General features: G+C 69.4%; 22 protein-coding genes. 14 read left to right on the forward strand and 8 right to left on the reverse strand.

The window, feature by feature from the left end:
* Positions 1-25: 25 nt before the first annotated feature.
* The 6 genes from hslU to F6X51_RS07125 form a co-directional block, all read right to left on the reverse strand.
* Positions 26-1,339 carry an ATP-dependent protease ATPase subunit HslU gene (gene hslU / locus F6X51_RS07100; protein WP_150962516.1) on the reverse strand — a complete coding sequence of 438 codons (1,314 nt, stop codon included), beginning with the start codon at positions 1,337-1,339 and terminating at the stop codon, positions 26-28.
* Positions 1,340-1,623: 284 nt separating this feature from the next.
* Positions 1,624-3,294, reverse strand: coding sequence for a methyl-accepting chemotaxis protein (locus tag F6X51_RS07105; RefSeq protein WP_150962517.1), 1,671 nt, complete (start codon positions 3,292-3,294; stop codon positions 1,624-1,626).
* 72 nt (positions 3,295-3,366) lie between these two features.
* A complete protein-coding gene (gene hslV, locus F6X51_RS07110) occupies positions 3,367-3,909 on the reverse strand; it encodes an ATP-dependent protease subunit HslV (protein WP_150962588.1) in 543 nt (180 codons plus the stop codon).
* A gap of 94 nt (positions 3,910-4,003) precedes the next feature.
* Positions 4,004-5,122 carry an ATP-dependent DNA helicase gene (locus F6X51_RS07115; protein ID WP_150962518.1) on the reverse strand — a complete coding sequence of 373 codons (1,119 nt, stop codon included), beginning with the start codon at positions 5,120-5,122 and terminating at the stop codon, positions 4,004-4,006.
* Positions 5,119-6,042, reverse strand: a complete 924-nt coding sequence (gene hemF / locus F6X51_RS07120; RefSeq protein WP_150962519.1) for an oxygen-dependent coproporphyrinogen oxidase — start codon at positions 6,040-6,042, stop codon at positions 5,119-5,121. The genes F6X51_RS07115 and hemF overlap by 4 nt, the downstream gene beginning before the upstream one ends.
* Before the next feature lie 82 nt (positions 6,043-6,124).
* Positions 6,125-6,598, reverse strand: a complete 474-nt coding sequence (locus F6X51_RS07125; RefSeq protein ID WP_150962520.1) for a tRNA (cytidine(34)-2'-O)-methyltransferase — start codon at positions 6,596-6,598, stop codon at positions 6,125-6,127.
* Between the two features lie 151 nt (positions 6,599-6,749).
* On the opposite strand from F6X51_RS07125, the gene F6X51_RS07130 reads away from it, so the two are divergent.
* The 13 genes from F6X51_RS07130 (at position 6,750) to coaA (ending at position 19,310) form a co-directional block, all read left to right on the forward strand.
* Entirely contained in the window at positions 6,750-8,633 is a 1,884-nt protein-coding gene (locus F6X51_RS07130; RefSeq protein WP_150962521.1) for an ABC transporter ATP-binding protein, read from the forward strand.
* A gap of 106 nt (positions 8,634-8,739) precedes the next feature.
* Positions 8,740-10,155 carry an MATE family efflux transporter gene (locus F6X51_RS07135; RefSeq protein ID WP_150962522.1) on the forward strand — a complete coding sequence of 472 codons (1,416 nt, stop codon included), beginning with the start codon at positions 8,740-8,742 and terminating at the stop codon, positions 10,153-10,155.
* Positions 10,156-10,363: 208 nt separating this feature from the next.
* Positions 10,364-10,939, forward strand: coding sequence for a ubiquinol-cytochrome c reductase iron-sulfur subunit (gene petA / locus F6X51_RS07140; RefSeq protein ID WP_150962523.1), 576 nt, complete (start codon positions 10,364-10,366; stop codon positions 10,937-10,939).
* A gap of 25 nt (positions 10,940-10,964) precedes the next feature.
* The gene (locus tag F6X51_RS07145; protein ID WP_150962524.1) at positions 10,965-12,251 is read left to right on the forward strand and encodes a cytochrome b; all 1,287 of its coding nucleotides are present in this window, start codon (positions 10,965-10,967) and stop codon (positions 12,249-12,251) included.
* Between the two features lie 20 nt (positions 12,252-12,271).
* On the forward strand, positions 12,272-13,171 hold the full coding sequence (locus F6X51_RS07150) for a cytochrome c1 (protein WP_150962525.1): 900 nt from the start codon (positions 12,272-12,274) through the stop codon (positions 13,169-13,171).
* A 147-nt stretch (positions 13,172-13,318) separates the two neighbouring features.
* On the forward strand, positions 13,319-14,194 hold the full coding sequence (locus tag F6X51_RS07155; RefSeq protein ID WP_150962526.1) for an S-methyl-5'-thioadenosine phosphorylase: 876 nt from the start codon (positions 13,319-13,321) through the stop codon (positions 14,192-14,194).
* A 120-nt stretch (positions 14,195-14,314) separates the two neighbouring features.
* Positions 14,315-14,902, forward strand: a complete 588-nt coding sequence (hisB, locus tag F6X51_RS07160) for an imidazoleglycerol-phosphate dehydratase HisB (RefSeq protein WP_150962527.1) — start codon at positions 14,315-14,317, stop codon at positions 14,900-14,902.
* A gap of 103 nt (positions 14,903-15,005) precedes the next feature.
* Entirely contained in the window at positions 15,006-15,494 is a 489-nt protein-coding gene (locus F6X51_RS07165; RefSeq protein WP_150962528.1) for a DUF2628 domain-containing protein, read from the forward strand.
* Between the two features lie 46 nt (positions 15,495-15,540).
* Positions 15,541-16,203 (forward strand): imidazole glycerol phosphate synthase subunit HisH, encoded by a 663-nt coding sequence (gene hisH, locus F6X51_RS07170; protein WP_150962529.1) that lies wholly within the window; start codon positions 15,541-15,543, stop codon positions 16,201-16,203.
* 42 nt (positions 16,204-16,245) lie between these two features.
* Complete coding sequence (hisA, locus tag F6X51_RS07175; RefSeq protein WP_150962530.1) at positions 16,246-16,989, forward strand: 1-(5-phosphoribosyl)-5-[(5-phosphoribosylamino)methylideneamino]imidazole-4-carboxamide isomerase; 744 nt, start codon at positions 16,246-16,248, stop codon at positions 16,987-16,989.
* Between the two features lie 23 nt (positions 16,990-17,012).
* A complete protein-coding gene (gene hisF / locus F6X51_RS07180) occupies positions 17,013-17,789 on the forward strand; it encodes an imidazole glycerol phosphate synthase subunit HisF (protein WP_150962531.1) in 777 nt (258 codons plus the stop codon).
* Between the two features lie 178 nt (positions 17,790-17,967).
* Positions 17,968-18,291, forward strand: coding sequence for a phosphoribosyl-ATP diphosphatase (locus F6X51_RS07185; protein WP_150962532.1), 324 nt, complete (start codon positions 17,968-17,970; stop codon positions 18,289-18,291).
* Between the two features lie 62 nt (positions 18,292-18,353).
* Positions 18,354-19,310, forward strand: a complete 957-nt coding sequence (coaA, locus tag F6X51_RS07190; protein WP_150962589.1) for a type I pantothenate kinase — start codon at positions 18,354-18,356, stop codon at positions 19,308-19,310.
* Positions 19,311-19,313: 3 nt separating this feature from the next.
* Here the strand turns inward: coaA and thpR are convergent, their stop codons facing one another.
* Both thpR and F6X51_RS07200 read right to left on the reverse strand, forming a co-directional pair.
* On the reverse strand, positions 19,314-19,853 hold the full coding sequence (thpR, locus tag F6X51_RS07195) for an RNA 2',3'-cyclic phosphodiesterase (protein ID WP_150962533.1): 540 nt from the start codon (positions 19,851-19,853) through the stop codon (positions 19,314-19,316).
* Between the two features lie 23 nt (positions 19,854-19,876).
* On the reverse strand, positions 19,877-20,560 hold the full coding sequence (locus tag F6X51_RS07200) for an arylesterase (protein WP_246696659.1): 684 nt from the start codon (positions 20,558-20,560) through the stop codon (positions 19,877-19,879).
* A gap of 127 nt (positions 20,561-20,687) precedes the next feature.
* On the opposite strand from F6X51_RS07200, the gene F6X51_RS07205 reads away from it, so the two are divergent.
* Positions 20,688-21,371, forward strand: a complete 684-nt coding sequence (locus F6X51_RS07205) for an ABC transporter ATP-binding protein (protein WP_150962534.1) — start codon at positions 20,688-20,690, stop codon at positions 21,369-21,371.
* Positions 21,372-21,378: the final 7 nt, after the last annotated feature.

Genomic DNA, 21,378 nt, shown 5'->3' on the forward strand with positions numbered 1-21,378 from the left:
CAGCCCGCGGCCGGATGCACGCGTGCTAGAGAATGAACCGGCTCAGGTCCGCGTTCGCCGCCAAACTCTCCACCCGGTCGCGCACGTAGGCGGCGTCGATCGTCACGGTGTCGCCGGAGCGGTCGGTGGCCGTGAAGGAGATCTCGTCGATGACGCGCTCCAGCACGGTCTGGAGGCGGCGGGCGCCGATATTCTCCACCGAGCCGTTCACCTCGACGGCGACGCGGGCCAGCGCGTCGACCGCGTCCGGGGTGAACGCGAGGGTGACGCCCTCGGTCTCCATCAGGGCGACCGTCTGCTTGAGGAGGCTCGCCTCGGTCGCGGTCAGGATCTGCTTGAAATCCTCCACCGTGAGGGGATTCAGCTCGACCCGGATCGGCAGCCGGCCCTGCAATTCGGGCAGGAGGTCGGCGGGCTTGGCGACGTGGAAGGCGCCGGAGGCGATGAACAGCACGTGGTCGGTCTTCACCGGCCCGTGCTTCGTCGCCACCGTGGTGCCCTCGATCAGCGGCAGCAGGTCGCGCTGCACGCCCTCGCGGGAGACGTCGGCCGAGGAGCGGCCCTCCTTGGCGCAGATCTTGTCGATCTCGTCGAGGAAGACGATGCCGTTGTCCTCGACCTCGCGGATCGCCTCCTGGATCAGGGCGTCGGCGTCCACGAGCTTGTCGGATTCCTCGGCGAGCAGGGGCGCGTAGGCGTCCTTGACGGTGATGCGGCGCGGCTTGCCCTTGGGGCCGCCGAAGGCCTTGCCCAGCATGTCGCCGAGGTTGATCGCCCCCATGGCGGCGCCGGGCATGCCCGGGATCTCGAACATCGGCAGGCCGCCGGAGGCCGCCCCCGCGAGCTCGATCTCGACCTCCTTGTCGTCGAGTTCGCTGGCCCGCAGCTTCCGGCGGAAGCTGTCGCGGGTCGCCGGGCTCGCGGTCGGGCCCACCAGGGCGTCGAGGATGCGGTTCTCGGCCGCGGCCTCGGCCCTGGCCCGCACGGCACGGCGCTTCTCCTCGCGGGTCAGGCCGATCGCCACCTCGACGAGGTCGCGCACGATCTGCTCGACGTCGCGCCCGACATAGCCGACCTCGGTGAACTTCGTGGCCTCGACCTTGAGGAAGGGGGCGCCGGCGAGGCGCGCCAGGCGCCGGGCGATCTCGGTCTTGCCGCAGCCGGTCGGGCCGATCATCAGGATGTTCTTCGGCGCCACCTCCTCCCGGAGCGGCCCCGTCAGCTGCTGGCGGCGCCAGCGATTGCGCAGCGCGATCGCGACCGCGCGCTTGGCCTCGTGCTGGCCCACGATGAAGCGGTCGAGTTCGGAGACGATCTCGCGGGGGGAAAAGGTGGTCATCGCGCTCCCGGCTGGCTTCTGGCATTCCGATGAAGGCTCGGAATGGTGTCGCGCGGGCCCGGACGCAAGGGGCGGGGCCGCGGCGGGGCGCGCGGGGGTGATTCCGGGAGTCAATCCAGGATTGCATCCGGGGGCCGGCGGGCCATCGCGGCGCGGAACATATCCACGCCGGCCCGGGGACCCGAACCCGCCGGATCGTTCATGATTTCTTCCAGGCTCCGGCGCCGCGAAAAGCCCCGGCGGGGGCCGGGGCTCTCAACGCGTGATTGCAGGCGCGCGCCGGCTCAGGCGGCCCGGACGCCCCCGAGGAAGCCCTCGACCTCGTGGCCGAGGCTCGCCGATTGCCGGGCGAGGCCGCCCGCCGCCGCCAGCACCTGCGAGGCGCCGGCCCCCGCCTGGAGGGCGGCGCGCTGGACCTGCGCCATGGTCTCGGTGACGCTCTGGGTCCCCCGCGCCGCGTCGTTCACGCTGCGGGCGATCTCCTGGGTCGCGACCTGCTGCTCCTCCACCGCCGCCGCCACCCCGAGGGCGATCTGGTGGACGGTGCCGATGGTGTCGCTGATCTCCCCGATGGCGCCCACCGTCTCCCGCGTCGCCTGCTGGATCGTGGCGATCTGGGCGGTGATCTCGTCGGTGGCCCGGGCGGTCTGGGAGGCGAGCTCCTTCACCTCGCTCGCCACCACGGCGAAGCCCCGCCCCGCCTCGCCGGCCCGGGCCGCCTCGATGGTGGCGTTGAGCGCCAGCAGGTTCGTCTGCCCCGCGATGTTCGAGATCAGGGCCACGACCTCGCCGATGCTCGAGGCGCTGCGGGCGAGCAACTGCACGCGCGCGTTGGTGCGCCGCGCGCTCTCGACGGCCCCGGCCGCCGCGGCCGAGGTCTGGGAGACCTGCGCGCCGATCTCGTTGGCGGTGGCGGCCAGTTCCTCCGTCGCGGCGGCGACCGCCTGGACGTTCATCGCGGTCTCGTTCGCGGCCGCCATCACGGCGCTCGATTGCTGGTTCGTCTGCTCGGCATTGGCCGCCATGCTGCGGGCGGTCAGCTCCATCTCGGCCGCCGCCCCCGAGAGATCCTGCACGAGGCCGCCGACGCTGCCCTGGAAGCGGTCGGCGAGTTCCCCCATCTCGGCGCGCTTGCGGGCGCTCGCCGCGAGGCCGGCCTGCTCCTGGCTCCGGCGCAACTCCTGGGTTTCCCGCATCGAGGCCGCGAAGACCCGCATGCTCTGCCAGATCGCCCCGATCTCGTCGCGGCTCGGCTTCACCGCCGGCAGGTCGTGGTCCCCCTCGGCGAGCCGCCGGATCGCCCCCGACACCGCCCCGAGGGGCCGGGCGATCTGGCGGTGCCCGACGAGGCCGCCGATCAGCCCGCAGGCGAGCGCGCCGCCGAGCGCCAGGGCGAGGAGCAGCGCCAGCCGCTCGGCGTAGAGGGCGTCGGTCGCCCGGTCGATGACCTCGACTTCGGCCCGGCTGCCTGCAACCAGCGCGTCGATGCCGGTCTGGAAGGCGCGGCGGTTGGTGCGGTTCTCCTCGTTGAACCCGAGATCGGCGGCCGCCTTCGGCGACACCTCCACACCCCGCCGCGCGAGCTCGGTCCGCAGAATCGTGAAGGCCTGCGCATCCTTCAACGTTTGCGCGAAGGTCGCGCGCTCGGCCGGCGCCACCACGGGCGCCCAATCGGTCAGGAGGGTGTTCATCGCCGCGAGGCCCTTCATCACCCCGTCGGCATATTTCTTCGCATCCGCCGTGTCGGCCGCCGCGTAGATCCCGCGGGATTCCACCACGACCTCGGTCACGAGCCGGTTGAGGTTCGCCCCGTTCAGCGCCCGGGTCGAGGCGAGCTTCACCTCGCTGATCGCCTCGTTGAAGGTGTGCAGCGTTCGGATACTCACGCCCGCCACGACGAGCGTCACGAGGCTGCAAGCCCCGATGAAGCCGAGGATCTTGGTTCTGATCTGCATCTTGCAACCTGCGGTCGGTAAGTTCGCGGGCGAAATTGCAGGATTCTGCTCAAAACGGGGTTAACGGCTGCATCAAACTTGCTCAGGCGTCGCTTCGAGGGATTCGATCACGAGGTTTTCGTTCGTGTAGACGCAGATCTCCGCCGCGATCCGCATCGCCTTGCGCACGATCGTCTCAGCGTCGTGCGCGCTGTCCTCCAGGGCCCGCGCCGCCGCCAGCGCATAATTGCCGCCGGAGCCGATCGCCATGACGCCGCCCTCGGGCTCCAGCACGTCGCCGGCTCCCGACAGGAGCAGGCCGACCTCCTTGTCGGCGACGAGCATCATCGCCTCGAGCCGGCGCAGGTAGCGGTCGGTGCGCCAGTCCTTGGTCAGCTCGACGCAGGCGCGCGTGAGCTGCCCGGGATATTGCTCGAGCTTCGCCTCGAGGCGCTCGAACAGCGTGAACGCGTCCGCGGTGGCGCCCGCGAACCCGCCGATCACCGTGCCCTTGGCGAGGCGCCGCACCTTGCGGGCATTGCCCTTCACGATGGTCTGGCCGAGGCTGACCTGCCCGTCGCCGCCGATCACGACCCGGCCGCCCTTGCGCACCATCAGGATGGTCGTCGCGTGCATCGAGGGCAAACCGCCCGCTTCGTCCTTGGCCAACGATACTCTCCGCCGCTCTCGAGAAACCCCGCTTCGCCCTCAGGTAGGGGCTCGGCCACGGCTACACCACCACCGTGATCGCCTGGGCGGCCCGGGTCAGCCCGGTATAGAGCCAGCGCGCCCGATGCTCGCGGAAGGCGTAGGACTCGTCGAAGAGCACGACCTTGTCCCATTGCGAGCCCTGCGCCTTGTGGACGGTGAGCGCGTACCCGTAGGTGAACTCGTCCGTCTCACGGCGCAGGAAGGCCGGGATCTCCTCCTCCGAACCCTCCATCACCGCGCGCAACACCTTGATGTCGGTCGCCCGGCGCCGCAGGGCGGGGTCGTCCTCGGGCACCACGTCGAGGCGGATCGTGTCGGGGCGCGGCGGCGCCCGCAGGGCCTGCACGGTCCAGGTCGATCCGTTGAGGAGGCCCTTGGTGCGGTCGTTGCGCAGGCAGACCAGCTTCTCGCCCACCGCCGGCATCGGGTCGGTCTGGCCGGCGAGTTCGCGGATGCGGTTGTTGTAGAGCCGGCGGGTCTTGTTGAGGCCGACGAGCACCTGGTCGGATTCGAGCACCATCGCGGGGTCGATGGCCCGTCGCGGGACGACGCGGCTCTGCCCGTACGCGCCGAGGGCGAGGCGCCCACCCTCACGGATGGTCATCGCCATGCGGACGATGGGGTCGTCGGCGGCCTGCCGGTGCACCTCGGTCAGCATCACGTCGGGCTCGGCCTCGGTGAAGAAGCCGCCGCCCCGCACGGGCGGGAGCTGGGCCGGATCCCCGAGCACGAGGACGGGCTTGTCGAAGGACAGGAGGTCGTTGCCGAGGTCCGAGTCCACCATCGAGCACTCGTCGATGATGATCAGCTCCGCCTTCGCGGCGGCGCCCGAGCGGTTGAGCGTGAAGGCCGGGCCGCCTTCCTCCGTCTCCTTGGTGCGGTAGATCAGGCTGTGGATCGTCGCCGCGTCATGGCAGCCCTTCTGGCGCATCACCGAGGCGGCCTTGCCGGTGAACGCGCCGAACACCACCGCGCCGTCGACATCGTCCGCGATGCGCCGCGCCAGGGTGGTCTTGCCCGTGCCGGCATAGCCGAACAGGCGGAAGACCTGATCGCCACCGCCCTTGCGCCACGCGCTGATCGCCTTCAGCGCCGCGTCCTGCTGCGGCGCGAACCGGGTCGGCAGCGTCTCGCTCACGGCCAGCGGACGGTCGGCGGCAGGGACGACAGGATCGAGGCGACGTTGCCGCCGGTCTTCAGGCCGAAGATGGTACCGCGGTCGTAGAGCAGGTTGAACTCCACGTAGCGCCCGCGCCGGACCTGCTGCTCCAGCCGGTCCGCCTCCGTCCAGGGCGTCCCGAGATTGGCGCGCACGATCGCCGGATACGCCTCGAGGAAGGCCCCGCCGACGTCCCGGGTGAAGGCGAGGTCCGCCTGCGGGTCTCCCGTCCAGTGATAATCGTAGAAGATGCCGCCGATGCCGCGGGGCTCGTTGCGGTGCTTCAGGTGGAAGTACTCGTCGCACCAGGCCTTGTAGCGGGCGTAGTCGGCGGCTGGCGCGTGCGCCTCGCAGGCTCTCCGCAATGCGGCGTGGAAGGACTGTGAATCCGGATCGTCCTGCGTGCGCCGGCGCTCCAGCACCGGGGTCAGGTCGGCGCCGCCACCGAACCACGCCTTGGTGGTGACGACGAAGCGCGTGTTCATGTGCACGGTGGGCGCGTGCGGGTTCCAGGGATGCGCGATCAGCGAGATGCCGGTGGCGAAGAAGCGCGGGTCCTCGGCGGCCCCCGGCATCTGGGCACGGAACTCCGGCGCGAATTCGCCGTGCACGGTCGAGATGTGGACGCCCGCCTTCTCGAACACGCGCCCCTTGATCATCGCCATGGTCCCGCCGCCGCCATGGCCCCCGGTATGGTCGGTGCGGGTCCAGGGCGTCTTCTCGAAGCGGCCCGGCTCGCGCGGCGCATCCGGGTGGAACGGCCCCGTCGCCGCGTCCTCGATCGCTTCGAGCGCGGAGACGATCCGGTCGCGCAGGGTCGCGAACCAGGCGCCGGCCTCGCTCTTCAGCGCGGCGAGGTCACTCTCGGAGGGCAGGGGGCTGGGGTTCGGGCTCGTCATGCCCGAAGGCTTTCCCACCGGGCGGCGGAGACGTCAATTCGCGAAGCGGCCCGAGCCGGCGCCGGCTCGGGCCGCCTGCCCGTCAGCCGGCCCGGACGGTATCGCCGGACCCGACCTGCCGGAGGCCCTCGCCGAGGATCATGGCGGCGGCGATCGCCACGTTGAGCGAGCGCATCCCGGCCCGGATCGGCACCACCACCCGGGCATCCGCCGCCGCGTGCACGACCTCCGGCACCCCCGCGGATTCCCGGCCCATCAGGATGCAATCGCCCGCCTGGAATGCGAAGTCCGTGTAGGGGAGGGCGCCCGCGGTCGTCGCCAGGACGAGGCGGGCCTCGGCCTCGCGCCGCCACGCCTCGAAGGCGGCCCACGAGCGGTGGCGGGAGATCGTCACGTGGTCGAGGTAATCGAGGCCCGAGCGCCGCAGGTGGCGGTCCGAGACGTCGAAGCCCGCCGGCTCGACGATCTCGACCGGGACCCCGAGGCAGGCCGCCATGCGCAGCATGGTCCCGGTATTCTGCGGGATGTCGGGTTGGTAGAGGGCGAGGCGGAGCATCCGGTCTGGTCTCGGGCGGTCAAGTTTCGGGCGGTCAAGTTTCGGGCGGTCAAGTTTCGGGAACGGGATCGAGCCTGCGGCATCGCTCCCCGGTTGGCGGCGCGTCAGGGACACCTACATCCCGGACCTGCTCAGATTTTCGGAATGACCCATGTTCCTCGATTGGCTCGAGCGCCGCATCGATCCGTTCGCGCCTTTCGACGAGGGGAGGATGCCGCCGAAGACGGTCCTCGGCTTCGCCAACTTCTACCTGCGCCCGATCCGGGCCGCGCTCGTCGTTCTCCTTCTGATCTCTGTCGTCGCCGGCACGATCGAGGCGTCGCTCTACCTTCTGATGCGCTGGTTCATCGACCTGATGAACACCGCCGACCGCGCGACCGTGCTGCAGGAGCACGCCGGCGCCATCGGGCTCGCCGTCGTCCTGGTGCTCGTCGTCCGCCCGGTCTCGATCTGGCTGCATGAGGTTCTTTCCAACCAGCTCGTCGTGCCGCAATCCACGAACCAGATCCGCTGGCGGACGCATCTCTACACGCTCGGTCACTCGCTCTCGTACTTCCAGGCGGATTTCGCCGGGCGCCTCGCGAATCGCGTGGTCCAGGTCGGCCCCGCGGTGCGGGAACTGGCCGTGGTCTTCATCGACACGCTCCTGTACGTGGCGATCTACGCGGTCACCGCGGTCGCGCTGTTCGGCTCGATCTCGCCCTGGCTGGCCCTGCCCGTCGTCGTCTGGGTCGCGGCTTACACCCTGCTCACGCGCTGGTTCGTGCCGCGGGCCCGCAAGCGTTCGCATGCAACCGCCGATACCCGCTCGACCCTGATCGGCCGAGTGGTGGACAGCTACACCAACATCCTGACCGTCAAGCTCTTCGCCCGCGATCGCGAGGAGCGCGCCGCGGTGCGCGAGGCGGTCGACGTCCATACCCGCGCCTACCTGCACCAGTTCCGCCTGGTCACCCTCACCACGACCGTTCTCGGGGTGATGAACAGCCTGCTCCTGATCGCCACGGGCGGCGTCAGCTTCCTCCTGTGGCAGCGTGCCGGCATGACCACCGGCGAGGCGGCGGCCGGGCTCGCGCTGGTGCTGCGCCTGATCGCGATGTCGGGCTGGGTCATGCAGACGGTCCGCGGCGTCTTCGAGAATGTCGGCGTGATCCAGGAGAGCATGCAGACGATTGCGCGGCCGCACGCCATCACGGATGCCCTTGATGCCGGCACCCTGGCGGTGCGCGGGGGAGAGATCCGCTTCGAGCATGTCAGCTTCCACTACGGCCGCGGCGACGCCAACGTCATCGAGGATCTGAACCTGACGATCCGGGCGGGCGAGCGGGTCGGCCTCGTCGGGGTGAGCGGGGCCGGCAAGACCACGATCACGGCCCTGCTGCTGCGCCTGCATGACCTCGAGGGCGGGCGCATCCTGATCGACGGGCAGGACATCGCGCGCATCACCCAGGAATCCCTGCGCAACGCCGTCGCGATGGTGACGCAGGACACCTCGCTGCTGCACCGCTCGATCCGCGACAACATCGCCTACGGCCGCCCCGATGCCACCGAGGCCGAGATCGAGCGGGCCGCCACACTGGCGCATGCCGACGGGTTCATCCGCGATCTCGTCGATCACAAGGGCCGGCGCGGCTACGAGGCGCAGGTCGGTGAGCGCGGCGTCAAGCTCTCGGGCGGCCAGCGCCAGCGCGTCGCGATCGCCCGGGTGATCCTGAAGGATGCCCCGATCCTCATCCTCGACGAGGCGACCTCGGCCCTCGACAGCCAGGTCGAGGCGGCCATCCAGGAATCCCTCGACACGCTGATGCAGCGCAAGACCGTCCTGGCGATCGCGCACCGCCTCTCGACCATCGCCGCCCTCGACCGGCTGATCGTCATCGACGAGGGCCGCATCGTGGAGGAGGGCACCCATGCCGAGCTGGTACGGAGGGGCGGCCTCTACGCGCGGCTCTGGGCCCGTCAATCGGGCGGCTTCCTCGGCGATGCGAGCCCGGATAACTCCCTGAGCCGAATTTCCGACACGCTCGCCCGGTAGTCCGCGCCCGCATCGGGGTCACCGGCGGCGTCCGAGCAACGGATCGGAGCGATAAGCGCCGAGCCGCGGGCCGCTGCTGCCACTCACAACCAGGATCCAGATCATCATGACGGCACTCGGCCTCGCGGCGTCGGCCGCGCGGGGACGGGCTCCCTTTGGCGGCCCATGGATGGGTGAGCTCGGCGCCACCCTGTCACTCGCCGCTCCCCTCGTCCTGACGAACCTCGCCCAGCATGCCCTGATGGCGACGGACGTCGTCCTCCTCGGACGCCTCGGGGCGCCGGAGGTCGCGGCCGGGGCCCTCGCGACGAGCCTCTACTTCGTGCTGTTCATCTGCGGCATCGGTCTCACCGCGGCCGTGTCGCCCCTGATCGCGGGCGCGCTCGGCCGCGACCGGAACGCCACGGACGAGGTTCGCCGCATCGTGCGCTCAGGCGTCTGGGCGGTGGGCCTCGTCACTGCCCCCCTGATGCTGCTCCTCTGGCACACGGGCAGGATCCTCGCCGCGATCGGCGAGCCGGCCGAACTCGCCTCGGCAGCGGGCACCTATATGCGGGCGTTGCAATGGTCCATGGCGCCAGCGCTCCTGTTCATGGTGTTGCGTGCGAGCCTCTCGGCCCTTCAGCGGCCGGTCTGGCCCCTCCTCGTCAGCGTTGCGACGCTGCCGGTCAATGTCGGCCTCGCCTTGTGGCTCGCCTTCGAAGGACCGGGCCGGATCGGGCTCGGTCCCGTGGGCGTCGGGCTCGCGACGACGCTCGCATCCCTCTTCAGCCTCGGCGCCCTGGTGGCGATCGTTCTCTGTGACCGGCACCTCCGCCCCTATCGCGCGTTCGCGCGCCTCTGGCATTTCGACGCGGGCCGGCTCGCCTCCCTCTTCCGCCTCGGCCTCCCGATGGCTGCGACGGGCCTCGCTGAGGCCGGCCTGTTCGAGGCCGCCGTGCTCGGCATGGGGCTGTTCGGCACGGCACAGCTCGCCGCCCACGCCGTGGTCATCCAGATCGCCGCGTTCTGCTTCATGGTCCCGAATGGGGTCGCGCAGGCAGCCACGGTGCGGGTCGGCCTCGCCTACGGCGCGCGGGACGGCGAAGCCTCGCGCCGCGCGGGCAAGGTCGCGCTCGGCCTCGGCTTCGGCTTCATGGCCCTTTGCGCCGTGACCCAGCTGAGCGTGCCGCAGACCCTGATCGGACTGTTCCTCGATCTCTCGAATGCGCAGAACGCCAGCGTTCTTCCCTACGCGACCGGGTTCCTCGGGCTCGCGGCGCTCTTCGCGATCGCGGACGGCGTCCAGTCGGTGGCCCTCGGCATGCTGCGCGGCCTCCAGGACACGCGGGTGCCGATGCTGATCGCCCTCTTCGGCTACTGGGGCATCGGGGTGCCGTCGGGCATCGCTCTCGCCTGGGGATTCGGGGTCGAGGGCTACGGTATCTGGATCGGCTTCTGCGCCGGCCTGTTCGTGGTTTCCGTCCTGCTGGTCGCGCGCTGGCGCCGCCTCGTCGAGGGCGGGTTGACGGTGCACCGCTGAGCGGGGCGGCCGGGAGACAATCACCGGGTTTGTGCAATGCGGCTGCAGCGCTCAGCTTGACTTCGGGTGACGCGCGGTCGCATTGCACACCTTAGAACGATAATGCTTCGCTCCTGCGTGGGCTGGCATTCCCTCGACAGCTCCTGAGGTCCCTCGGCCAGCGTCGGCCACGATGGGGACCGATGTCCGCATGCTTGGAGTTTGAGCCTTGGCGAACACCGTGGCCACCGGCGATGCCACCCCACATGGGGCTGACGGCACCCGTCGCGATTTCCTGTTCCTCGCCACCGGCGCGGGCCTTGCGGTCGGCGCCGGCGCCGTGGCGTGGCCTTTCGTCGCCTCGATGGCACCGGACGCGGCCGTGATCGCGGCCGGCGCGCCGATCGAGGTCGATCTCGCCCCGATCCAGGACGGCCAGATCATCAACGTGTTCTGGCGCGGCAAGCTGATCTTCGTCCGCAACCGGTCGGAGAAGGAGATCAAGGAAGCCCAGGACGTGAAGCTGTCCGAGCTGATCGATCCCCAGCCGGATTCTGCCCGCGTCAAGGACGGCCACGCCAAGTGGCTCGTCGTCTACGGCAACTGCACCCATCTCGGCTGCGTGCCGATCGGCCACCAGGGGCAGTACGAGGGCTGGTCCTGCCCTTGCCACGGCTCGCTCTACGACACCTCCGGTCGCGTCCGTCGCGGCCCCGCCCCGACGAACCTGCCCGTTCCCCCTTACGCCTTCCAGTCGGACACCAAGATCCGGATCGGCGAAGAGGGCGGCAAGGCCGCGGCCTGATCACTCGAGAAGCGGGTTTAGCCCCATGAGCGCACACGCCACGACCTATGTGCCGAAGAGCCGCCTCGCGAAGTGGTTCGAGTCACGCCTGCCGATCGTCGGCCTCGTCCACTCGTCGTTCGTCGCCTTCCCGGTACCGCGCAACCTGAACTACTTCTGGACCTTCGGCGCGATCCTGATCGCGATGCTGGCCTCCCAGATCATCACCGGCGTCTGGCTGGCGATGCATTACGAGCCCTCGGCGAGCCAGGCCTTCAACTCCGTCGAGCACATCATGCGCGACGTGAATTACGGCTGGCTTCTGCGCTACGCGCACGCCAACGGCGCCTCGATGTTCTTCGTGGCCGTGTATGTCCATATCTTCCGCAACCTCTACTACGGGTCGTACAAGGCCCCACGCGAGGTGCTCTACATCCTGGGCGTCGTCATCTACCTCCTGATGATGGCCACCGCCTTCCTGGGCTACACCCTGCCGTGGGGGCAGATGAGCTTCTGGGGCGCCACCGTCATCACCAACATCCTGGCGGCGATCCCGATCGTCGGCGATACCATCCAGAGCCTGCTCTGGGGCGGCTACTCGGTCGGCAACCCGACCATCAACCGCTTCTTCTCGCTGCATTACCTGCTGCCGTTCATGATCGCGGGCGTCGTCGTGCTCCACGTCTGGGCGCTGCACGTCACCGGCCAGAACAACCCGACCGGCATCCCGATCAAGTCCGGCAAGGATGCGGTTCCGTTCACGCCCTATGCGACCATCAAGGACGTGTTCGCCACGGTCGTGTTCATGATCCTGTTCGCCTGGTTCATCTTCTATCAGCCGAACTACCTCGGCCACGCCGACAACTACGTCCCGGCAAACCCCGCCGTGACCCCGGCCCACATCGTGCCCGAATGGTACTTCCTGCCGTTCTACGCGATCCTGCGCGCGGTGCCGGACAAGCTCGGCGGCGTCGTGCTGATGTTCGGCGCGGTGCTGATCCTGGCCTTCGCCCCCTGGCTCGACACCTCGCGGGTCCGCTCCTGCAACTACCGGCCGATCTACCGTCAGTTCTTCTGGGTGTTTGTGGTCGTCTGCGTGGTGCTCGGGTGGCTCGGCGCCAAGCCTCCGGAAGGCGGCTACGTGCTCGCGGCCCGGATCTGCACCGCCTACTACTTCGCCCACTTCCTCATCGTGATGCCCCTCGTCGGGCTGTTCGAGACGCCGAAGGCGCTGCCGGGCTCGATCCTGGAGAGCGTCACCGGACCGGGCAAGCAGGTGAGCGGATCCGGGCTACCGACCGGCGCAGCCGCGTCACCGACGACCAAGGGCTGAGGGCAAGGGTCTCTAGGAACATGAAAGCCACACGACTCCTCGCCGCCTCCCTCGTCGCGGCCCTGCTCGGCACCGCGGCGGCCTCCGCCGAGGACGCCCACGGCAGTCCACAGCCCCCGCGGGTGAAGTGGAGCTTCGCGGGCGTTTTCGGCAAGTTCGATCAGGCCCAGCTCCAGCGCGGCTTCCAGGTCTACAAGGAGGTCTGCTCGAGCTGCCACAGTATGAAGCTCGTCAGCTTCCGCAACCTCGCCGAGCCCGGCGGGCCGGACTACTCGGCGGGACAGGTCAAGGCCCTCGCCGCGACGTATCAGGTCAAGGACGGCCCGAACGACGCGGGCGATATGTTCGAGCGTGCGGGCCGCCCGGCCGACACCTTCCCGCCGCCCTTCCCGAACGACCAGGCGGCGGCTGCCGCGAATGGCGGCAAGGCTCCGCCCGACTTCTCGGTGCTTGCCAAGGCGCGCACCTTCGAGCGCGGCTTCCCCTGGTTCGTCTTCGACGCGCTGCCCTTCATGGGCTATTCCGAGCAGGGCGTGGACTACATCCACGCGCTCCTGAACGGCTACGAGGACGCGCCGGACGGCAAGGAGATCCCGGCCGGGACCTACTACAACACCTTTTATCCCGGCCACCTCATCGCCATGCCGAAGCCCCTGAGCGACGGCCAGGTGACCTATGCCAAGGACGACAAGGGCGAGCCCGTCGTCCCGGAGACCATCGACCAGTACTCCAAGGACGTCGGCGCCTTCATGGCCTGGGCTGCCGAGCCGCATCTCGAGGCGCGCAAGGCCCTGGGCTTCCGGGTGATCCTGTTCCTCATCCTGCTCTCCGGCCTGCTCTACTACGTGAAGAAGCGCGTCTGGGCGGATGTCGGCGGCGAGGTTCACGGCCTCCAGCCGGAGCTCCACAAGACCTACTGACTCGGCGACCCACCGGTGTCGCGATGTGAGCGGGCCCCTTTCGCGGGGCCCGTTTTCGTCTGCGAACCGCCGACGATCGGGCTCGATCGTGCTACCGCTGCCCCCGGGTGAAGCGGGGCTTCAACGTTGAAACCGAAGGAGTGTCCCATGGCGGCAGCCGTGCTCGGTGTGATGGGCGGTTCCGGCGTCTACGACCTGCCGGGATTGGAGGACGTGCGCGAGGAACGCATCGGCTCGCCCTGGGGGGAACCTTCGGATGCGCTGCGTATCGGCCGGATCGGTGAGACGAAGGTCGTCTTCCTGGCCCGCCACGGCCGCGGCCATCGCCTGTCGCCCTCCGGCATCGACTACCGCGCCAATATCGATGCGCTGAAGCGCGCGGGCGTCACCGATCTGATCTCGCTCTCCGCCTGCGGCTCCTTCCGCGACGAGTTGCATCCCGGCCTCTTCGTCCTCGTCGACCAGTTCGTCGACCGCACACACGGGCGCCCCTCCTCGTTCTTCGGGAATGGCTGCGTCGCTCACGTATCGCTCGCCCATCCGGTCGGCCCGGGGCTGCAGAGGCGGATCGCGGCGGCCGCGGAGGCCGAGGACATCCCGGTCCATCGCGGCGGGACCTATGTCTGCATGGAGGGGCCGCAATTCTCGACGCTCGCCGAATCGCGGACCTACAGGGGCCTTGGCTACGACGTGATCGGCATGACGAACATGCCGGAGGCCAAGCTCGCCCGCGAGGCCGAGATCACCTACGCGACGATCGCCATGGTGACGGATTACGATTGCTGGCACCCGGGCCACGATGCCGTCGACGTCGCTGCCGTCGTGGCGGTGGCCCGGGCGAACGCCGACAAGGCGGCGCGCCTCGTCGCCCGCATCGCCCGCGACTTCCCCCGCGACCGCGAGGCCTGCCCGGCGGGATCGGACCGGGCGCTGGACGGTGCCATCATGACGGCGCCTCAGCACCGCGATCCGGCCCTCATCGCCAAGCTCGATGCGGTGGCCGGGCGCGTCCTACGCGGCTGATAGCCCCCGGGGCCGGGGCTTCGGCACGTTTTCTTGCCCGAAACTCTTCCCCCGGCGGCGAAATCCGCACTAGAAGGCGGTTTCGGCCGCCTCTGGCCCGAATGAGAAGCGAGCAGAGCGATGCGCGCGGCCAGTATCAGCCGTCGGACGGCAGAGACCGACGTTCATGTCTCGATCGATCTCGACGGAACCGGCAAGGCCACGATCGCCACGGGCGTCGGCTTCCTCGATCACATGCTCGAGCTGTTCGCGCGCCACGGCCTGTTCGACCTCGAGGTGAAGGTGGACGGCGACCTTCACGTCGATCAGCACCACACCACCGAGGATGCGGGCATCGCGCTCGGCCAAGCCGTCGCGAAGGCGCTCGGCGACAAGCGCGGCATCGGGCGCTACGCCGATCTCCACCTGCCCATGGACGAAGCGTTGACGCGCATCGCCATCGATATTTCCGGGCGCCCGTTTCTCGTCTTCCGCACCGCGTTCCGCGTCGAGAAGATCGGGCAGTTCGACACCGAGCTCGTGCGCGAGTGGTTTCAGGCCTTCGCGATGAATGCAGGCATCACCCTGCACGTGGAGACCTTGTACGGCGACAATGCCCACCACATTGCGGAGAGCTGCTTCAAGGGCCTGGCCCGTGCCTTGCGGAAGGCGGTGTCGATCGATCCGCGGGAGGATGGGCGGGTGCCCTCGACGAAGGGCTCGCTCTGAGAAGCGGACCGAGCCGGCGCGCGGGCCGTCGAGGCACCGATCGGGGTTCGGGCCGCGTCATCCGATCAGCGGCCGCAGAGGCCTAGGTTAGGGAGTGACCAGGATGCGAAGCTACACGCTCCATCTGCCGCGGGATGCCCGCGCGGGCGAGTCGCATGACCTCGACCGGGCACAGCTCGTTCCGGACGGATTTTCCTGGGCGGCGTTCGCCTTCACTGTCCTGTGGTTTCTCTATCATCGCCTCTGGGTCGCGGGCCTCGCCGTGCTGACCGGCCTGATGGCGACGGCCTTCGTCGGCCATCTCCTCGGCCTCTCGGCCGTCGCGGGCTTCGTCGTGACGTTCCTGCTCTCCGTCCTGATCGGCCTCGAAGCCTCGAGCCTTCGCCGATGGACCCTCGTCCGGAACGGCCGCCCGGTGCGCGATGTGCTGGTTGCCCGCGATGCCGCGGAGGCAGAGGCCAAGGCCATGACGCGCTGGCTCGACCCCGCATCGGTCCCGCGCGCCCTGGCGGCCGCCCCCTTTGCTGCGGTGGCGAACCGTCCGAGCGAGCCGGTCATCGGATTGTTTCCGTTCAACGAGGGCCGGCGGTGAGGCTATCGGGAGTGGTCGGCGTGCAGTTGCATGAGGCAGGTCGGTCATGACGGGCGAGACGGTCGCGATCATCGATTACGGCTCCGGGAACCTCCACTCGGCGGCCAAGGCCTTCGAGCGGGCGGCCCGCGAAGCCGGACTCGACGGTACGCGGATCCTCGTGACGAGCGACCCCGACACCGTGCGGGGCGCGGATCGGGTCGTGCTGCCCGGTGTCGGTGCCTACGCGGATTGCCGGCGCGGTCTCGACGCGGTGCCCGGCATGGTCGAGGCCATGACCATGGCGGTTCACGGGGGTGGACGCCCGTTCCTGGGCATCTGCGTCGGCATGCAGCTGATGGCGAGCCGCGGCCTCGAATACGAGGTGACCGCGGGCCTCAACTGGATTCCCGGCGATGTCGGGCCGATCCATCCCGCGGATCCGGCCCTCAAGGTTCCGCATATGGGCTGGAACACGTTGGAACCGGACCAGCCGCACGCTCTCCTTGACGGAATCCCGACGGGGGAGAACGGTCTGCATGCGTATTTCGTGCACAGCTACGCGCTCAAGGCGGATCACCCGACCGATGTCGTCGCGCACAGTGATTACGGCGGAACAGTCACGGCCATCGTCGGGCGGGACAACCTCGTGGGCACGCAGTTCCATCCGGAGAAGAGCCAGCGCCTCGGCCTGGCGCTGCTCGCGAACTTCCTGCGCTGGCGCCCCTGAGCCGTCGGTTCGGCTTCCCGTCCCTCCAAGCGAGCATTTCGTGTGATCCTGTTTCCGGCCATCGATCTCAAGGAAGGACGCTGCGTCCGCCTCGTACAGGGGGACATGGCGCAGGCCGTCGTGTTCAACGACGATCCGGCCGCGCAAGCCGCGACCTTCGCGGCGCAGGGCTTCTCCTGGTTGCACGTGGTCGATCTCGACGGCGCCTTCGCGGGCGCACCGATGAACGCGGCCGCGGTCGACGCGATCCTCGCGCGGGTCAAGCTTCCGGTGCAGCTCGGCGGCGGCATCCGCGAGATGAAGACCGTGGAGGCCTGGCTCGCCAAGGGCGTCAGCCGCGTCATCATCGGCACCGCCGCCGTGCGGGATCCCGCCTTCGTGCGCGAGGCGGCTCGCCTGCATCCCGGCAAGATCGCCGTCGGGATCGACGCCAAGGATGGGCGCGTCGCCGTCGAAGGTTGGGCGCAGACCTCCAGCATGACCGCCGAGGAGCTCGGTCGCCGCTTCGAAGATGCCGGCGTCTCCGCCATCATCTACACGGATATCGCCCGCGACGGCATCCTCAAGGGCCTCAACATCGAGATGACGCTGGCCCTGGCCAAGGCCGTGAGCATCCCGGTGATCGCCTCCGGCGGGCTCGCCTCGATCGAGGACGTGCACCGGATCCTGCAGCCCGACTGCGCGCTGCTCGCCGGCGCCATCACCGGCCGCGCCCTGTATGACGGCCGGATCGACCCGGCGGCGGCCCTCGCGGCGATCCGTCAGGCCAGGCCGGCGACGGCCTGATCCAGATCGGAAAGGACCGGTCCTTGCTCAAGACCCGCATCATTCCCTGCCTCGACGTCAAGGACGGTCGCGTTGTCAAGGGCGTGCAGTTCCTCGAACTGCGCGACGCGGGCGATCCCGTGGAATCGGCGAAGGCCTACGACGCGGCCGGCGCCGACGAGCTTTGCTTCCTCGACATCACGGCGAGCCACGAGGCCCGGGGCACCTTGCTCGACGTCGTGAGCCGCACGGCCGAAGCCTGCTTCATGCCGCTGACGGTCGGCGGCGGCGTCCGCACCGTCGAGGATATCCGGACTCTCCTGCTTGCAGGCGCCGACAAGGTCTCGATCAACACCGCCGCCGTGAAGGACCCGGATTTCGTGGCCCGCGCGGCCGAGAAGTTCGGCAACCAGTGCATCGTCGTGGCGATCGACGCCAAGCGCACCTCTGCCCCCGGCGCGCCTGACGAATGGCAGATCTTCACGCACGGGGGCCGCACGCCGACCGGGATCGACGCGATCGCATTTGCCCGCGCGGTGACGGCCAAGGGGGCCGGCGAGCTCCTCGTCACCTCGATGGACCGGGACGGCACGCGCTCCGGCTACGACCTCGCGCTTACCCGCGCGATCACGGACGCCGTGACGGTCCCGGTGATCGCATCAGGCGGTGTCGGTGGTCTCGACGACCTCGTGGCGGGGGTCGCCCAGGGGCGCGCCAGCGCCGTCCTCGCCGCCTCCATCTTCCATTTCGGAGAGGCCAGTATCGCCGAGGCGAAGGCTCACATGGCGGCCGCAGGTCTTTCCATGCGGCTCGATGTGTAAAGGACAGCGATTGTCAGGTGCCCGACTTGCTCGTTAGTCGGCATTGACGCAGTTTCACGGTCGAAGAGGCGCGTGGGGCGTCGCGGAATGTCTTGGGCCTCGTCGCCCGGCCGGCGCTCGGACGAGGCGATAAATCAGGAGGATGGGACCGTTTCGCCGGAAAGGGTCCTGAAACCGCATGATCGATTTCACGCTCAGCGACCTCGTCGATCTGGTCGCCGCCCGCGCCGAGGCGCCACCCGACCAATCCTACACGGCAAAGCTTCTCGCCGGCGGTCCGGCCAAGCCTGCGAAGAAGCTCGGCGAGGAGGCGGTCGAGGCCGCGATCGCGGCGGTGCAGGGGGACCGGGCCGGCCTGGTCTCCGAGGCCGCCGACGTCCTCTACCATCTCGTGGTTCTGCTTCGCGCCGGCGGCGTCGAACTCGATGAGGTGATGGCGGAGCTGGCGCGCCGCACATCCCAGAGCGGCCTCGCCGAGAAGGCCGCGAGGCGCGAGACGTGAACGGCGCGACGAGCAATCCGACGCCGCTCCCCGAGCCCGACCCCGGTCCGGGTCAGGACCCCGTGACGGGGCAGGGGCCGGTAAACCTATCGCCCTACCGGCTCTTCCGCCGCGAGGAATGGGCTCAGCTGCGCGCCGACACGCCCCTCACGCTGACCATCGAGGACATCGAGCGGCTGCAATCCCTGAACGACCCGATCTCGGTCGAGGAGGTGGTCGCGATCTATCTGCCGCTGTCGCGCCTGCTGTCGCTGTACGTCGCCGCCACGCAGGGCCTGTTCAAGGCGACGCAACGGTTCCTGATGGCGGAGCGCGAGACCAAGGTCCCGTACATCATCGGCCTCGCCGGGTCGGTCGCGGTCGGCAAATCGACGACTGCGCGGGTTCTCAAAGCCCTTCTCGCCCGCTGGCCGAACACGCCGAAGGTCGATCTCGTCACCACCGACGGCTTCCTGCTGCCGAACGCCGAACTCGCGCGCCACGGCGCGATGGAGCGCAAGGGCTTCCCGGAGAGCTACGACACCGCAGCTCTCCTGCAGTTCCTGCACGACATCAAGGCGGGTCAGAAGCGCGTGACGGCCCCGCTCTACTCCCACCTCGTCTACGACCGGGTCGCGGGCGAGGAGCGGGTGGTGGAATCGCCCGACATCCTCATCGTGGAGGGGCTGAACGTCCTGCAGCCCGCCCGGCTTCCCCGGGACGGCACCGCGATCCCCTTCGTCTCGGATTTCTTCGATTTCTCGATCTACCTCGACGGTCACGAGGACGACCTGCATCGCTGGTACGTCACGCGCTTCATGAAGCTGCGCCAGACGGCCTTCCGCGATCCGCGCTCCTACTTCGCGAAATACGCCGAGGTCCCGGAGGCGGAGGCCCTCAGGATCGCCGATCACCTGTGGACGACTATCAACCTGCCGAACCTGCGCGAGAACATCCTGCCGACCCGCCAGCGGGCGAGCCTGATCCTCGCCAAGGGCGCGAGCCACCGCATCGAGAGCGTGGCGCTGCGCCGGCTCTAGGACTCAGGCGAACGGGAAGGCGGCTTCCATGACGTAGGGACCGCCGCCGACCGAGACGCGCGCGGAGAACAGCGCGACGCGCGTGGCGATGAAGCGGAGCGGCTCGAAGCGCTCGGCCTGAGACAGGTACATGGCGACGGCCTCCGGGGTCGCGTCCCGGCGCAGGCGCGCGAGGGTCACGTGCGGCGTGAACTTGCGCCGTTCCGGCTCCGCGCCGACGCGCCGGCAGATGCGCTCCTGCTCCGCCTGGAGATCGTTGAGGAGCGGATTGCCGGCGACCCTCGCCAGCAACGCCCGCGGCCTGTCCCCGCCGAAGCTCGCAAGACCGTCCAGGGTGATCGGCAACGGCTCGCGGGCCCGGATCTCCGCCAGTGCTTGGCAGAGATCGGCAGCGAGATCGTCCGGCACGTCGCCGAAGAAACGCAAGGTCAGGTGGTAGTCGGCGGGCTCGACCCAGCGGGCGCCCGGGATGCCTCCGCGGAAGCGCGCCAGCGCCGCGCCGATCTCGGGCGGAATGTCCAATCCGGTGAAAAGGCGTGGCATGGCGCTCCGCAAACGGTTCGGCGTCAGGGGATGCTGCCATAGCGCGGCGCGCCCTGGAGCCGACTCAGGAAGGTCTCGACCGTCGGCAGGATGCCGGCGACGATCGTCTCGACGCCCTTGAGGTTCGGGTGCAACCCATCATCGAGGTTGAAGGCGCGGTCCCCGGCGATGCCCTCGAGGAAGAACGGATACAGCACGAGGCCGTATTGCTCCGAGAGGCTCGGATAGATCGCGTCGAAACGGCTGACGAAATCCGGGCCGAGGTTGAGCGACGCGCGCATCCCCGCCATCAGAACCGGAATCCCGCGGGCCTTGAGGCGGGCCACGATGGTGTCGAGGGCCTTCTTGGTGACGGCGGGGTCGGTGCCCCGCAGCATGTCGTTGGCACCGAGTTCCAGGATGACGCCGTCCGTCCCGTCCGGAACCGACCAGTCGAGCCGGTCGAGCCCTCCCGTCGTCGTGTCGCCGGAGACCCCCGCATTGGCCACCGTGACGGCATGTCCCTTCGCCTTGAGGGCGCGCTCCAGAACCGCCGGGAACGCCGCATCGGCGGGCAGCCGGTACCCCGCCGTGAGGCTGTCGCCCAGGGCCACGAGATTGAGCACGCGCTCGGCCGGCGCCGCCCGGGCTGGAGTTCCGTGCATCAGGAGTGCGGCAAAGAGCACCAGGATGAGCGCCGCGCGTCGGCCATCATGGCGTTGCAGCATCCGGCCGACCATATGGCCGGAGCGCGCGACACGTCGCGTGAAAGGTGCCAATGCGCACTGAACCATTCGCCACCAACCCCGACCCTCGTTCGATGCCCGTCTCTGTGCACAGATCGGTTTCTCCTTGATGTCCGGCAAGGCCATTGCGCTCTCCGAGGTCGATCTCAGCCTCGGCCGTGGGGCTGCCCGCGTCCATGTCCTGCGCGGTATCTCCCTCGAGGTCGAGGGCGGCGAGGCCGTCGGTCTCGTCGGCCCCTCGGGCTCCGGCAAGTCGACGCTGCTCATGGTGATGGCAGGGCTGGAGCGGCCGGATTCGGGTGCGGTTGCCGTCGAGGGCACGGATCTCGGGAAACTGGACGAGGATGCGCTCGCGCGGTTCCGCGGCCGGCGCATCGGGATCGTGTTCCAGGCCTTTCACCTCGTGCCGACCATGACGGCGCTGGAGAACGTGGCGCTCCCGCTCGAGCTCGCCGACAAGCCCGACGCGCATGTGCGCGCGGAAACCGAGTTGCGTGCGGTCGGCCTCGGCCATCGCCTCCACCATTATCCGGCCCAGCTCTCCGGCGGCGAGCAGCAGCGCGTCGCCATCGCGCGCGCCGTGGCGCCGGACCCCGCGATCCTCGTGGCGGACGAGCCGACCGGCAATCTCGACGAGGCGACGGGCCGGCAGATCGTCGATCTGCTGTTCGCGCTGAAGCGGGACCGCGGCGTCACCCTGGTCCTCGTGACCCACGATCCGGGCCTCGCCAAGCTCTGCGACCGCACCGTCCGGCTGCGCTCTGGACGCATCGAGACGGCGGTGCCCGCATGACGACAGG

The organism is Methylobacterium planeticum, from assembly GCF_008806345.1.
GTDB classification, from domain to species: domain Bacteria; phylum Pseudomonadota; class Alphaproteobacteria; order Rhizobiales; family Beijerinckiaceae; genus Methylobacterium; species Methylobacterium planeticum.